General features: G+C 62.1%; 12 protein-coding genes. All 12 read left to right on the top strand.

The window, feature by feature from the left end; translation table 11 throughout:
• A partial coding sequence (locus Manayef4_RS17105; RefSeq protein ID WP_139140115.1) for a sugar transferase occupies window positions 1-198 on the top strand: 198 nt, incomplete at its 5' end.
• 995 nt (window positions 199-1,193) lie between these two features.
• Window positions 1,194-2,009: a glycosyltransferase family 2 protein gene (locus Manayef4_RS17100; RefSeq protein WP_011438226.1), complete on the top strand. Its 816-nt coding sequence runs from the start codon at window positions 1,194-1,196 to the stop codon at window positions 2,007-2,009.
• A 208-nt stretch (window positions 2,010-2,217) separates the two neighbouring features.
• Window positions 2,218-3,435 (top strand): glycosyltransferase family 4 protein, encoded by a 1,218-nt coding sequence (locus Manayef4_RS17095; protein ID WP_070132245.1) that lies wholly within the window; start codon window positions 2,218-2,220, stop codon window positions 3,433-3,435.
• Between the two features lie 271 nt (window positions 3,436-3,706).
• Window positions 3,707-5,491, top strand: a complete 1,785-nt coding sequence (locus Manayef4_RS17090) for a glycosyltransferase (protein WP_254665705.1) — start codon at window positions 3,707-3,709, stop codon at window positions 5,489-5,491.
• A complete protein-coding gene (locus Manayef4_RS17085; RefSeq protein ID WP_011438223.1) occupies window positions 5,488-6,132 on the top strand; it encodes a hypothetical protein in 645 nt (214 codons plus the stop codon). Before Manayef4_RS17090 ends, Manayef4_RS17085 begins: the two co-directional genes overlap by 4 nt.
• A gap of 98 nt (window positions 6,133-6,230) precedes the next feature.
• Entirely contained in the window at window positions 6,231-7,331 is a 1,101-nt protein-coding gene (locus Manayef4_RS17080) for a glycosyltransferase family 4 protein (RefSeq protein ID WP_254665704.1), read from the top strand.
• 64 nt (window positions 7,332-7,395) lie between these two features.
• The gene (locus tag Manayef4_RS17075) at window positions 7,396-8,715 is read left to right on the top strand and encodes a hypothetical protein (RefSeq protein ID WP_240724220.1); all 1,320 of its coding nucleotides are present in this window, start codon (window positions 7,396-7,398) and stop codon (window positions 8,713-8,715) included.
• Window positions 8,716-8,831: 116 nt separating this feature from the next.
• The gene (locus tag Manayef4_RS17070) at window positions 8,832-9,806 is read left to right on the top strand and encodes a glycosyltransferase family 2 protein (protein ID WP_254665703.1); all 975 of its coding nucleotides are present in this window, start codon (window positions 8,832-8,834) and stop codon (window positions 9,804-9,806) included.
• A 354-nt stretch (window positions 9,807-10,160) separates the two neighbouring features.
• The gene (locus Manayef4_RS17065; protein ID WP_254665706.1) at window positions 10,161-11,459 is read left to right on the top strand and encodes a 4Fe-4S ferredoxin; all 1,299 of its coding nucleotides are present in this window, start codon (window positions 10,161-10,163) and stop codon (window positions 11,457-11,459) included.
• Window positions 11,456-12,313, top strand: a complete 858-nt coding sequence (locus Manayef4_RS17060) for an NAD-dependent epimerase/dehydratase family protein (protein WP_070132240.1) — start codon at window positions 11,456-11,458, stop codon at window positions 12,311-12,313. Before Manayef4_RS17065 ends, Manayef4_RS17060 begins: the two co-directional genes overlap by 4 nt.
• A gap of 765 nt (window positions 12,314-13,078) precedes the next feature.
• Window positions 13,079-13,831, top strand: coding sequence for a glycoside hydrolase family 16 protein (locus tag Manayef4_RS17055; RefSeq protein ID WP_023841754.1), 753 nt, complete (start codon window positions 13,079-13,081; stop codon window positions 13,829-13,831).
• Between the two features lie 150 nt (window positions 13,832-13,981).
• Window positions 13,982-14,629, top strand: a complete 648-nt coding sequence (locus Manayef4_RS17050) for a serine acetyltransferase (protein WP_070132239.1) — start codon at window positions 13,982-13,984, stop codon at window positions 14,627-14,629.
• Window positions 14,630-14,729: the final 100 nt, after the last annotated feature.

Here is a 14,729-nt window from a genome sequence, read left to right as displayed (position 1 = left end):
GAGGACGACGTGCACCGCCGGCTGATGGTGAAGCCGGGGCTGACCGGCCTGTGGCAGATCAGCGGCCGGTCGGACCTCGAATGGGACGAGTCGGTGCGGTTGGATCTGCGGTACGTGCAGAACTGGTCGCTCCCCCTCGACTTCTACATCCTCTGGCGCACCGTGTTCGCGGTCCTGCGCCGCGAGGGTGCGTACTGAGCCTTCCTCACGTAGTGGCAGTACTCTGACGTGATTCGCGATCTTGGGTGTCGTCCGGGTTCTCTCCCGGGAGGATCCCGAACGGGATCCTCCCGGGACGGTTGGCCGGGGCCTTCGGGGAGTATTTGGGACCGCGGGTCCCGGGATGTTTGCCGAAAATGATCACTTTGGCTTGTCCCGTCCTGCCCCAGGCAAGGACTCGTGCAGCCTGCCAGCCGGAACCCGTCAACGACCGGTAGCTCAGYATGCCGGGCGATCTGACGATTGGTGTCGGGCGCGCGAGGAGCTGTGTGACCCACCGTCGATCGGGGAGACGTGTCGGACTCTAACCGGATCGACGACGCGTTGTTGCGCCTGGCCTGAGACCCACCTGGCTCGGCGGCTCTATCTCGCTGGCCGAGCGGAGATGCATCAAAGGATGCTCTGCGAAGCAGATCGTGGGCCCATCTCTGGCCGTCTCCCCCATCAACTTCTTGCTTGCGGTGGAGGGTCGTGGCAGCAAAATGAAGACACCGATGGCCGTCTCGAATGCTGGTGCCGCGGTGTCGGCGGGAGGGTGAACGGGAGTTGAGTCCTACAGAGAGTAGCGATCTAGGGGGGTTGGAGCGGTGATCCGGTGTGTCTTCGTATAGTGTTGCAGTRCACACTCTGTTGGCGACGCCCATAGGGGTAACCTGTAGAAGGTTACCTGGTACACTTACCGCACGCGACGGCGCTTCTTGGCGAGGTGAGGCACGCTTTGAGATCGGGGGCGAAGTGAGGCGCTCAGCTTAATTTTTTTCGTAAAGAAGTGGCAAGCCGTCGCGGGGGTGGTAGTTGAGTCTTTGCTTCGCTGAGCGGACGCTGATCGAGTCCTGTCTCGCAGTCTCTTCTAGCGACCTGCTCCGTCCATTCCTGATTGCCGCAGATTTCCGTCAGGCTTTGCTGTCGCTAGTGCACGAGAAGCGTGAGAAGACTCCAAATTCAGTAGTATATCGAAATCGGGGGGACCTCTTATGCGAGGCCGTATTTCGCCGACTGTCAGTATCATCGTCCCGACTCTCAACGAAGCAAAAAATCTACCACATGTTCTCGCTCGACTACCGGGCGATGCTGAAATAATTCTGGTTGACGGCCACTCGACCGACGGAACCGTCGAAGTCGCTCGTCGTGTTCGGCCGGATATAGTCGTGACACACCAGAATCGCCGTGGCAAGGGAAACGCTCTGGCCTGTGGGTTCGCCCAGGCAAGTGGTGACATCATTGTCATGCTCGATGCCGACGGCTCAGCCGACCCGAGCGAGATTCCTGCGTTCGTTAATGCGCTCGAAGCGGGTGCTGACTTTGCCAAGGGCTCGCGTTTCGTCGCCAACGGCGGAAGCGCCGACATCACTCGTCTCCGTCGCCTCGGGAACCGTCTCCTGAACTTCCTGGTCAACATGCTCATTGGCTCGGACTTCACCGACCTCTGCTACGGTTACAACGCTTTTTGGCGACGGGTCGTCCCCATCTTCGACTTGGACACAGGCGGTGCCGGACCCCAAAAGCAGTGGGGGGACGGATTCGAGATCGAGACGTTGATCAACATGCGGGCCGTGCGGGCTGGACTTCGCATAGCGGAGGTCCCGAGTTTTGAACATCCACGCCTGCATGGGGTCAGTAACCTGAACGCATTCTCGGATGGTTTCCGGGTGTTGCGCACGATTTTCGTCGAGTCTTCCGCGTCGAGCGAGAAGGCTGAATTGGCGATCTATCCTAGGACCGATCCGCTTCCAATCCAGCGGGGTGCCGAAACGGTGAGCGCCCTACCCGCTTTCGAAGAAACGGCCTGATGTCCCTGTGCCGGGACGATTGTTCCCGAGTATGGGCCGTGCGGAGCGGTTCCGCCGGTGTGGCGGATGGTCAAATTTCGATGTATCAGAAGCCTGATAGTTCCCCTACCCATGAGGCGGTCCTACCACGACATGAACCGAGACCGCCTCTTATGACTTCACCCAAACCGTCAAGAGTCCCRCCTCGGGGGTCCGGACCGCGATCATCGTGAAAGTAATTCTGCTGGCACAGTTCTTTCCGCCGATCGTCGGTGGGGAGGAACGTCATGTCCTCAATCTCGGAAAGCAACTGGCTGAACGCCACGACGTCACGGTGATAACTTTTGGCCCTCGGGCGGCGGCCGAGAAGCGGGATGGCTTGGACGTGCGTCTAGTGCGGCCGACAACCGCAGGTCTTCCATTGCTTTACACGACCGACCGAGTCTATGCGCCGCCGGTGCCAGATCCGCTAGTAGCAGCGGCGATCGCCAGGATCGTGCGTGAGGTGAAGCCCGACGTTATCCATGCGCACAACTGGATCGTGAACAGTGCGCTGCCGCTGCGCAGGTACCTCGACGTCCCGATCGTCGTCACCCTGCATGACTACAGCCATGTCTGTGCCACTAAGCGGATGATGTTTATGGGGGAGCTGGTGTGCTCCGGCCCAGCACTGTCACGATGCATACGATGCACCAGAAACCACTACTCCGGGGTGGTGGGGCCCTTGACCTTCGCGRCTAACCGCGGTGGCACACGACGGCGCGACAGGGCCGTCGACCGATACCTTGCGGTGAGCAACGCCGTGGCCCGGCTCAACCGGCTGGACAGTGGGCGGATTCCCTATGAGGTCGTCCCGAACTTTATCCCCGACGAGCTCATCGGCGCGGAGCCTGGCGGACCGCCGGACGGGCTCGTCTCCGATGGCTACCTGGTTTTCGTCGGTGATCTGAGCCTGGACAAAGGGATAGGGGCACTACTCGGGGCTTACGAGAGGCTTCCGGATCATCGTCCGCCGCTGCTCGTTGTCGGCCGTCGGACGGCAGATTCACCGAGCTATTTTCCGCCCGGGGTGATTCTGAGCGAGCCGCGAGCTCATGCTGAGATCATGCGTGCCTTCGCTCACGCCAGCTTCGCTGTTCTGCCATCTACCTGGCATGATCCCTGTCCGACCGTTGTCCTCGAGGCTATGGCGTCCGGGACACCAGTAATCTCCACGCCGATGGGAGGCATCGCCGATATGATCACTGGCGGTCGGGAGGGAGTCCTGGTTYCCCCGGCCGACCCGGTGGCTCTCCACGACGCGATCGAGCATCTCTTGGCGGATGGTACTAGGCGGGCGCGCATGGGCACTGCCGCGAAGGAGCGTGCGAAAGAATTCACCRCGAGTCGGGTGGTGCCACGTATCGAGGAGGTCTATCGCGAGGTCGTCCGTGCATCGCTTCGTTGACCGTCGGAGGAACGAGGCCTCACCAGTCGAGAAACTCGACTCATCCTCGGTCGGCGGAATGCCGGCCTACCGCCTCCATGAGGAGGAGACGACTCTCATACCCCGGAATCTTCGTACCGCACGCACCGGGCGAGGCCGGGGGCCGGAGGYGACCCGGAGAGTGGTATCCGCTGGGCTGAGTGCGAGTTTGTTGACCGATCTGCACTACCGCGATCGTGGCGGGTTACTTTTACGCGCTGATTCCGAGAGGTACTGTAGGGAGACGCTACCGGTGGCGGCAGCCACCGCGGTGGGACTGCTGGCCGTCTCTGGTAGCTACGTACTCGGGCGCCAGGGTGAGAGTGGCACGGGCCTCCTGCTCTACTGGATTGGCCTGCTCCTGATCTTCGTTCCGGCCGGTCTGGGGCTCTTGGATCCGGCAACATCTCGGCGGGCGAGAATAACGGATTGTTTGTTGTTGGGCATGGGCCTCCTGCTGGCGTATCTGATACTCCAGATCCACCAGTTCGTCCGCTTTGACGAGATGCTCCATATCCGGACCTTGCATGACATCCGGGAAACGGGTCGTCTCTTCACGGCTAACTCTGGCTTGCCGGTCAGCCCGCGCTTCCCTGGACTCGAGGTGGTCACCAACGCGGTGGCACAGATCACCCGTCTGCCACCACAGCTCTCCGCCTTTCTTGTCATCGTGCTCTCTCGGGGTCTGCTGATCGCCGGCCTGTTCCTTCTCGCCGAGCAGGTGACTCGTTCCGCCCACGCCGCGGGTATTGCTGTCGGTATCTACAGCTGTAGCCCGCAGTTCTTCTTCTTCAACGCGCAGTACTCGTATCAGACGCTAGCCGTGGCTCTCGGTGTTCTGCTTCTCATGCTGGTTACGAACGAGGCGGCGGGCCGCACTGAAACCGTCTTGGCGGCGGGCGCGGCGCTGRCTCTCACCTTCTCGCACCATGCCACGAGCTGGGTGTTCGTCGCCATATTGGGAATGGTGACGGTCGCCGCGTTTACCCGACGGGACCGCCGCACCGCTACCATATTCCTGGGTATCACAGTGGCGGACCTTGTCCTGGTCGCRTCTTGGGCGATTGTCAGTGGTCCGCTGCTCAACCGATATCTCGGTCCAGTTTTTCACGATGCCGTTTTCCAGTTGACGGGAATCGCGAGCGGGACCGGTGAGACGAGAAAAATTTCGACAGATTCGAGTGGCACCAGGAACCCGCGCTGGGAAACTGTTCTCATTGTGCTCTCGCTGCTTATCTGGATGGCGACACTCATGCCGTTGGGCCCATTCCGGAGGAGACCTGCGGCGGACGGACGTGCGGGTGCGGTGCTGCGGTCGCTTCGATTGCTACAACTCCTGTATCCGATCGCCCTGGTGGCCACGATCGCCCCGAAGGCGGCGGAGATATCCGTACGTCTATCGACCTTCATCTTCATCGGGTTGTCGATCATCACCGCATACTCGATTGGCTGGTATATCGAGAACCATCGGAGGCCGCTGCGGTGGGTGGTGGCCCTTTTCGGCACCATAGCCTTCATGGGGGGCACCCTGATGGGCTCTGGACTCGATTGGAACCGCATACCGGGCCCCTACCTCGTCGTTGCCGACGGCCGTTCCATCGATAGCTCCRCCAACGCCGCGGCGCAGTGGGCGGCCCGGAATCTTCCCGACGGCGCCCACTTTGCCGCGGACCGGGAGCTAGGGGCGCTTTTGGCTGCCACCGGAAATCAGTATTTGGTGATCGGTGTACCTGGAGGTGGGAACACCGGACAGATCCTTTTCGCGCCGTCCTTCCATGCCCAGGCGCGGGATCTGCTCCGGAGAGGTCAGATACGGTATTATGTGATCGATCAGCGGCTGGCCGAGGGGTTGCCGCATGAGACGTACTACGTGGTGAATGGTGAGGCCCCGAAGGGGACGCGTCTCACCCATGCAGAACTCGGCAAGTTCGATATCACGCCTGGATCGCGGCGGATCTACGACAACGGAGCCGTCCGTATCTATGACGTCTCGGGCCTCTGGGAAGACTCGACCTCGGCTGTCCGGGCCGGCCGATGAGAGTCTTGATCCTCGTGCTCGAGGGGCTCGTGGGAACTTCGCTAATYGCCTTCGTGTATCAGGGGATCCGCTGGCTGGTTTTACAACGCCGGCCTCAGCTAACCGGCTTCTATGTGCATACCTGCGCGGCGCTGGCAGTCGTGTGCATCCTGATGTTCGTCTCTCTCGCTCTCTCCGCTTTGGGGTTAGCCACCCACGCAGTGGGCTACGACATTTTTCTTGCCGTAGTGGTGGCACTTCTTCTCCGGGCTGGTGCACCGTGGAGACCGGCAAGGCTGGTCATGATCCCGATGCCGAAACCGTCCAGCGCGCTGTTCTTGGCGATTGTCGTCGCTGTGTTCTGCGGGGCGATCGCGCTTTCCTGGCAGTCGGGATCGGTAGCGCGGCGACCGGTCACAGCAATCGCCGCGCGCAGTATCGACGGCAAGGTGGAAATCGAGGTGGTGCGTGGCTACCAGGATGAGCGGTCTTTTATATTACAGATAGTACGGGATGACGGGTCGGTATGGACTCGTCGTCTTTTTGGGGACGATGACGTCCGGCTCTATGTTGATCTTCGTGATGTCGGGGACCCGCGCGTCGCAACGGTTCAACTGATGGTCGGTAGTTACGTGGTCCGTTCCACTGAGATCGAGGATTAGGCGCGGGTGACGTGCGCTTGAACCCCGGGACAGCCGGTCCCGGAAGGATGGGTCGACCTGAGGAGGGGGAAATGGGGACGGCACTGAGGGTGCTCCAGGTGGCGGCACGATTCTTCCCGGACATGGGTGGTACCGAGACGCATGTCTACGAGACGAGTCGTCGACTCAACGCTACTAGTGACATTACCGTGGAGATATTGACGACCGACCGCAGCGGCAAGCTTCCCAGCAGGGAGAATGTCGCGGGAACGGTGGTGCACCGGGTCGCGGCGTGGCCGCAAGAGAAAGACTATTATTTGGCGCCGGCCGTTGCCAAAGTGGTCGGATTCGGTTCTTATGATCTTGTTCATTGTCAGGGAATTCACAATCTCGTGCCGCCGGTGGCGATGGCGGCGGCTCGCCTGAGGGGTATTCCGTATATTGTCTCACCGCATACCGGCGGTCATTCCTCGCAGGTCCGGAACACGGCGCGCCGAGTACAGTGGGGCCTGCTCGGGCCACTGATCAGGAACGCCCGCCGCGTCATCTGCGTCGCGGAGTTCGAGTCCCACATCTTCATGCGCCAAGCCGGGGTCGCTGCAGACCGGATCTCGGTCGTCCCGAACGGAGTGTCCATCGTTCCACCGAGTGGCCATGTCAAACCCGATACGAGTGAGCCGCTTGTCGTCTGCGTCGGCCGGTTGGAGAAGTACAAGGGACAGCGGCACCTTGTCCGCGCTCTGCCGAGTCTGATTAMTCTAGTTCCTGACGTACGGCTGATGCTGGTGGGGCGGGGCCCTGATGAGCCGGAGTTGAGGCGCCTGGCTGACCGGCTGGGTGTGGTGGACCGGGTGAGTTTCACCTCGATCCCACCGGAGGACCGGCAGGCAATGTCTGACTGTATCGCGAGAGCGGGTGTCGTGGCCCTGCTTAGCGAGTATGAGGCTCATCCGGTCGCGGTCATGGAAGCCGTGGCCCTGGGTAGGCCGGTGGTGGTGGCGCCCACTGCCGGACTGGGAGAGCTGGCTGCGGCAGGGCTCGCGCAGAGCGTTGCGGATCCGGCCGATGAACAACTCGTGGCGAAGACGCTGGGCATCTACCTGCTCGCCAGCGCTGGGGACTCACCGAGCGAGACGAGGCCGACTCCCGAAATCTCCACCCTGCCGACCTGGGACGGCTGCGCGGAAGCCTTGGCGAGGATTTATCGTGAGTCGGTCTGATGAGGAGACGATCTTCTTAAGGCGCCAGACGCCAGCCGGGAGCGGTATCGTCCCGAGCGAATCCGTGCAGAAGGCTTCCGGTGCCGGTTTCGCGCGCCTGTTGACGATCGTGAGCTCCCTACTCGGCACCCAGCTCGGAACGTCTTTACTTGGAGCTGTGTTCTGGTCGGTCGCGGCGAGAACGCTCTCCATCGACGCCGTTGGGGTGGGCGCGGCGGCGGTGTCCTCGATGACGGTCCTCGGCACGATCGGAATGCTGGGGCTCGGGACGCTTCTCATGGTGCATCTTCCCGACCTGCCRGAGGACCGCCGCCTGACTCTGGTCCGCGCCTGCATGGCGCTGGTCACGGTGGCCGGGCTGCTACTCGGCCTGTTGTGGGCGTTCTGTACCCGCTGGCTCTCGACCACTCTGCAGCCAATCGGTAGCAGTCCAGGCAGTATAGCTGCCTTCAGTCTGGGAGTGGCCGCATTTACGGTGACCACCACTCTCGACTACGCGATCCTCCGGGCGGCGAGTGGGGCGATCCAGCTTGTTCGGAATCTGCTCGCCGCAATCGTCAGAGCAGGTCTGCTCGTTGCCTTTGTCATCGTGGGCCTGCGCACCGGCATGGACCTCTACGCCACCTGGCTTATTGCGTCGGTCGTCTCCCTCCCGGTTTGCTACAAGTACTTCAGGCGACCACCCTATCGAAACTCCAGACGAGCGGAACGGCAGACCGGGATCGCCGAGCTRAAGGCGATCAAGGGTGAGATAGCCGGCAATTACGTGCTGAGCCTCGCGCTGACCGTGCCGACTCTGATTCTTCCTGTAATCGCCGCCCTGACGACGACACCGGCGGACACCGCTCGATTCTCGACCGCTCGGCTGGCCGCTTCCTTTCTCTTCGTTGTTCCTTATGCACTGCCGACGGCCCTGCTTGCGCACACGGGCCGCGCCGAAGAGGAGGCGCGTGCCAAGATGCGCCTGACAATCCCGCTCGGGCTCCTGATCAGCGTGACGCTCTGCGCACTCGCGGCATCCGTCACGAGTCTGATTCTGCTGCCGTTCGGAGAAGCCTACACCGATGGTAGGTCCGTCGCCGCCTTCCGGATTCTCATCCTTGCCACGATATCGTTGGTCGTCAAGGATCACTATGTGACTCTTCGTCGAGTACAGGGCCGCATGGCCGCGGCGGCCAGGGTGATTGCCTGCGGAACGGTTCTTGAGATCGCGTTGGCCTTCGGGGGGGGCCGCATGTTTGGGACGACGGGTCTATGCGTCGGCTGGGTCACCGCCGTCTTCATCGAGGCGGTCGTCGTAGCGCCGGTCCTCCTGAACGTGTGGCGTGACCGGCCGCAGACGTCTGGTTCGTCATCGGTGGCCATCGAGCGGGTACCCGGATGAATTGGCATGGCACCCGAAACAGAGCGGTGACCAGAAGCGTCTTGGGGTGGTCGTGAGGTGACGGAACAGCGACTGACGACCTGTACTCGGCGCCGGAGATTCGACGAGCGAGACCCATGGACGAATGCCGGGATATCAGGGGGAAGGTAAGCGTTTTGCATTCGACGACGGAACCGACGGTGAGTGCGATTGTATGCGCATACACACTCGAAAGATGGGAACTGCTGAACAGAGCGATCGACTCCCTGCTCGCACAGAAGTACCGTCCGATAGAGATAATTCTCTGCATCGACCACAATGAAGAGCTTTTCCAGATGGCCGCCAAGAGATTCTCTGATCGAGACGCGGATGTCCGGGTAGTGGTCGTGGAGAACCGCTATCCGGGACGGCTGGGATCAGCTCGCAACACCGCAGCCGAAATCGCTGCGGGTGAGATATTGGCCTTCCTCGATGATGATGCTCGCGCTGACCCTTCCTGGCTGGCGGAGATCGTAGCGGTCTTCGGCCGTCGCGACGTGGTCGCGGTCGGCGGCGCGCCGCTTCCGGACTTCGCCGTTCCTCGCCCTCGCTGGTTTCCCGGCGAGTTCGACTGGGTCTTTGGATGCAGTTATGAGGGCCTGCCCAAGACTCTCGCACCGACCCGACGCCTGATCGGCGCCGCCATGTCGGTCCGTCGTTCCGCCCTGRCTGAGATCAACGGATTCCACTCCGACAACCATGACGACATGGATATGTGCCATCGGCTGGCAGACCGCTGGCCTCATCTGAAGGTGATGTATCAGCCGGCGGCAGTGGTCCACCATCACGTGCCGAAGGAGAGGCTGACCTGGCGGTACTTCTGGAAGCGTTGTTACACGGTGAACAAGGGCAAGGTCGCCGCATTCCGAGGCATGGGAAGCGCGGCCAGCATGGCGGCCGAGCGGCGTTTCGTCGCGCAGACGTTGAGTGGTGGCCTGGCACGGGAACTCCGGGCGGTCCGTGCGGGTGAACTCTCCGGGGCGTTGCGATCGGCCACCATGYTGGCCGGGGTCGCGGCGGCCGGCAGCGGATACCTCGTGGGCACTTTTCACCAGTACCGCGCCGGTCGGTGATTCTCCCGGGAACGTACGCCGCTGTGGTCGATCCGGTAGCCAGGAAAAGGAAGTGACATGTCCCGGACGATAATCGTGGGATCGGGTCMCRCTGYCGCGGGAGYGGCTCTGGCACTGGCCGAGGACCCGACCCAGGAAATCCTGGTCGTGGACATCGGGACGCGGCTCGAGGCCGAAGCTGCCAACATCGTCGACGAGCTCGGTCGCTCAGAGTCGGACGAGTGGCGTTCCGACCAGGTTGAGATCATCAGTCGTCAGCCGGTGCCCACCTCGCGCCGGGCCCTTCCGGAGAAGCGGGTCTACGGATCCGACTTCCCCTTCCGGGACGAGGGGCAGCTCCGCGGGGTGAGTGCGATGGTGGGTGCGAACCGGGYCGTAGTCTCCAGCGCGTACGGCGGTTTCAGTAATGTGTGGGGCTCGCAGTTGATGCCCTTCAGCAAGGCGACTTTCGGCCATTGGCCCTTCACCCTCCAGGAGTTGGAGCCGCATTACCGCCGAATCCTTGACCATGTCCCGATGTCCGGCGCGATCGACGATCTGGCCGAGTTGTTTCCATTGTTCCGGGAGCCACGACCGCTGCCGACCCTGGCACCGCGGACCCGCCAGGTTATTGGTGACTACGGTAGGCATCGGGAGCGGCTGCGCCGCGACGGCATCACCGTCGGAAAGGCTCGCCTGGCCCTCCGGGGTGGCGAGTGTGTCCGCTGCGGTCTCTGTATGACAGGCTGTCCTTACCGGCTGATCTATTCCTCCGCACAGACATTCGACCAGTTGATCAGCGAAGGTCGGGTCAAGTACCTGYCGGGACTCCTGGTATTCCGGGTTGAGGAGTCCGAGTCCGGGGCCCGTCTGTTCGCCCGGGAGACCGTGAGTGGCCAGACCCAGGAGCTAGAAGGAGATCGGATCTTTCTCGCCGCGGGCGCCCTGGGCAGCACGAGGATTGCTCTGAACTCGTTGCGTTGGTTCGATGAGCGGATCGAGCTCGCCGAATCTGCGCAGTTCACGGTTCCCATGCTGTCGCGGCGCCGGACACCTGATCCGCGTGCGGACGGGGAGATGACTCTCAACCAGTTCAATATGATTGTTGTGCTGGATGACGTCGGTCTCGATGTATCACAGATCCACTTTTATCCCTATAATCCCGCGATCACCGAGGCGCTTCCGCGGGTCCTGCAGTCCGGTTGGGGCTCCGTACTTGGTGACGAGGTTCTTCGGCGGCTTACGGTCGGTCTGGGTTATCTCCCGTCGTGGRCCTCTCCGCGGCTACGGGTTCAGGCTGTCCCGTCTGCTGGTGAAGCGGATCTCCCGGAAATTCACCTGAGCGGTACCCGTGACGGCGTCCTCGGAAATGGGCTGCTCCGGAAGGTGGTGCGACGGCTCGTCACCGCCGCCCCGTTCCTCGATCTGTGGCCGGTGGTGCCGATGGTTTCCTGTTCGGCGCCGGGTAAGAGCTACCACTGGGGTGGGAGCTTCCCGCATTCCTCCGGGGTTTCGGGAACCCGGCATACAAGTGACATGCTTGGCCGGGTAGGGGGGTGGCGGCGTATTCACCTGGTTGACGCATCGGTGTTCCCTTCGGTGGCGGCGACGACATTCACTTTTACGATCATGGCAAATGCACACCGAATAGGATCAGAGGTGCGAGGGTTGTGACGAATACGGGTACGCGCACCGTGGGGATCACCGGTGCCCAGGGYTATGTGGGCGGCGTGATCCAGGACGCGCTACGCAAGGATGGCTGGACGACCGTGCAACTGGTTCGACGGCCGCCAGCCGACCTGACGGAAGAATGGCGCTTCTATGACTCCAGGCGAGCTCTCGCCCCCGGCCTTCTCGATGGTCTGGATGCGCTTGTGCATTGTGCCTACGACATGAGAGCCCGGCGCTGGCCGGATATTCAGGCGGCAAACATCCACCCGACTCGAGCTCTTCTGGAAACGGCGCAGAATTTCGTCCCGAAGGTCGTCGTCATCTCGTCGATGTCGGCTTATGAGGGGACGGCGCAACTATATGGGACGGCGAAACTCGCCATCGAAYGCGACGCCCTCGCCTTCGGCGCCTCGGTAGTGCGGCCGGGCCTGGTCTACGGAAGGAGGGCGGGGGGGATGGCCGCCACGCTCACCCGGTTGTCCCGCCTTCCGGTGAGTCCGGCTCCGAGTGGGAACCCCTACCAGTTCACTGTGGAGGAGGAAGATCTGGCTGCTGTGGTGGCTGCGATCCTGGTCAAGGATAGTCAAATTTCGGTGCCGCTTGGTGTCGCGCATCCAGAGCCGGTGTCCTTCCGGCACATCGTTGCGAAGTTTGCGGGCGAGGCGGGTCGTTCGCCACGATTCCTCCCCGTCCCGTGGAAKGCGCTGTACGGTTCTCTCGTGGCCTTGGAGGCGATGCGGATACCACTGCCGGTACGTTCGGATTCGATACTCGGTCTTGTCCGCCCCGCCCCACAGGTGGTRAACTATGAGCGTGTCAAGGAACTCGGTGTATCGTTGCGTCCGTTCCCGCGCTGAGTGGGACCTGGAGGGCGTGCCGGATTYGTATTGACGCCAGAGGCCCGGAGTGGCGACGCGCGCCYGCCAGTCGATCAGCACATGCTGTGAATCGCCTGTCACCTTCCGTCGAACCACGCTGCGGCGATACCCATTCGCCGCAGGCGGAACGGCCGGCCTAATGGCGTCTAGGCTCCTTGCCCACTTGGTATGGCCAGGGCGCTGTCACCACCCTGCAGCCGTAACGGTTAATGATCAGCCCGGTAGCATGCACGAATCGAGGCTTCGATCGACCGGTGACCGCGGCGTTCCTCGACCGATGGCTCTCTTGTTGTCGCTGTGGGTGTCCTACGGGTTTGTGGTGGGATGATGCCTGCGCCAGGACGGCGGGATCCCCATTTGCTCACCTCCTCTGACGGATGGTAGTTTCTGCGGAAAGTGAGATGGCTTACCGTCGAGTCAACTGGTCATGCCGGCGGAAGATGTGGGGCGTGGTGGATGAAACCTCGGGTGAGGCGTTGGAGACGGAGTCGACGCGGAGGACTGGTCGCTCTTCTTCTCGTCTGCCTGGTCGTGGGATGTGGAACCTCGAAACGGGAATCTGGTTCGCCGCAGGCCACGCCTCGACCTTCGGTGGCTGGTCCGGGCGTTGGCGGCATGGTGACCTCCTCCGCGCYACCATCCGGCCCACCGTCGGCGACCGGCGCCTCGGCAGGTTCTAGTCCCCGATCCTCCGGAGAGGTTTCTCCGCCGAATGGTCCGCGGACTCCGCGAGAGGATGACGGGATGGAGCCGCGACTGCTGTGGTCCGATGAATTTGACGGTCCGGCGAACGCCTCGGTTGATCCCGCCAGGTGGTTGATCACGCAAGGGGGGAAATGGGGGCCGACGGACGTCTCCTGTTATACGGCCGATCCCCGTAACGTCGGCCTGGACGGCAAGGGCCATCTCAAGCTGACGGCGATTGCGGAGAAATCTCCCGTAAAAACCTGTGGGGATACTCACTTCTCGTCGGGCCGGGTGGAGACCCGCGGTAAGGCCTCCTGGAGATATGGGTACTTCGAGTTCCGGGCCCGGCTGCCGATCGGTACCGGGACGTTGCCTGCTCTCTGGCTCCTAGGGCCGAACGGAATTTATGACTGGCCTCGCTCCGGCGAGATCGATGTCGTCGAGGCGACGGCAAACGAGCCGGCCACGGTCCATACCAACATTGTTGGAGTGGATGGCTCTGGAAATCGTTGGGAGGCCGGCTGGTGGGGGCGGGGAAAGAACTATGTCTACCCAGGTGGCACGCTTGCGGATCGCTATCATAACTATGCTCTTGACTGGGGGCCGAACAGGCTCGACTTCTATTTCGACGGCCTTCTCATCCGCCATCTCGAGCCGAAGGACACGCCGGTTTGGCTGTGGAACAAAGACTTCTATATAATCATGGATGTCGCCGTCAGCGCGAAGCTGAGCCCCCCGCTTCCRCCGGCCTCCGCGTTCCCGCAGACGCTGTTCGTAGACTATGTGCGTGTCTATTCAGGCAGACCTTAGAAAGGCCGGACTTCCAAGATTTTTTCGGCTGGCGCCCCGACGATACTGTGGCAGTGCCCTGCGAAGTGGCTTATACCCGCCGGCTGAAATCAACGATCTACCGGCAGTGGACGACCATTTCTCATCCATTTTTTGCCAGGGGAGTGTTCGTTGAAGAATGTTGTTCTTCGGGACATTGACCGATTTGTCTACTACGACAACGATGGCCGTCGACCCCGCTCGATCGGGGCCAGTCGCATCGCTGCTGTTCTGAACAACCCCGGCCTCCAGGCGATCCTCGTCTACCGGTTCGGTGCGTTCGTCGCAAGTCCGCAGAAAGGCGTAGCCGGGGCGGCAGGGCGGCTCTTGGGCACGGTTGTCTACCGCGTTCTGTCTCGGGTTTCGCAGATCGTGACGGGTATCTGGATCYCCCCCGCCGCCAGGATAGGTCCGGGATTTTTTATCGCCCATTTTGGGGGTGTGATCATTGGTGCCTGTGAAATTGGTGAGAACTGCAACGTAGGACACGATGTGACGATAGGAAAGAGTGGTACTGGCGAGAAGTTCGGTCGCCCGACAATCGGCGATCGGGTGAGTATCGGGACTGGAGCGAGGATCCTGGGTCGTCTTGAGGTGGGAGACGACGCCCTGGTGGGCGCCAATGCCGTGGTAACCCGATCGCTTGCTGCTCGATCGGTCGCGGTGGGTGCTCCTGCCCGCGTGGTCTCGAGCCGGGGCGCCTTCGAGTATGTCGAGTACTTCGGGATGGTGCGGGACGAGGCCAGAAGGGCGTCGCTCGGCCTGGTCAGCTCGCCATAGCCTCGCCCTGACCTCGTCCACCGTCGTCCTACTACCGTGCGGGCATCGTGATGTGTCTGTCGGGCCGTKGCCTATGGTGCCGTGGTGACGCCGTCCTTGA

The sequence above is a fragment of the Frankia sp. CgMI4 genome (genome assembly GCF_001756285.1).
GTDB lineage: Bacteria > Actinomycetota > Actinomycetes > Frankiales > Frankiaceae > Frankia > Frankia casuarinae.
The sequence above is the reverse complement of the archived record's forward strand: the minus strand, read 5'-3'. Positions and strand labels throughout refer to the sequence as shown.

Bases quoted from the DNA above. Each gene is read 5' to 3' on its own strand.
- Manayef4_RS17100 (WP_011438226.1), top strand. From the start codon at position 1,194: ATGCGAGGCCGTATTTCGCCGACTGTCAGTATCATCGTCCCGACTCTC.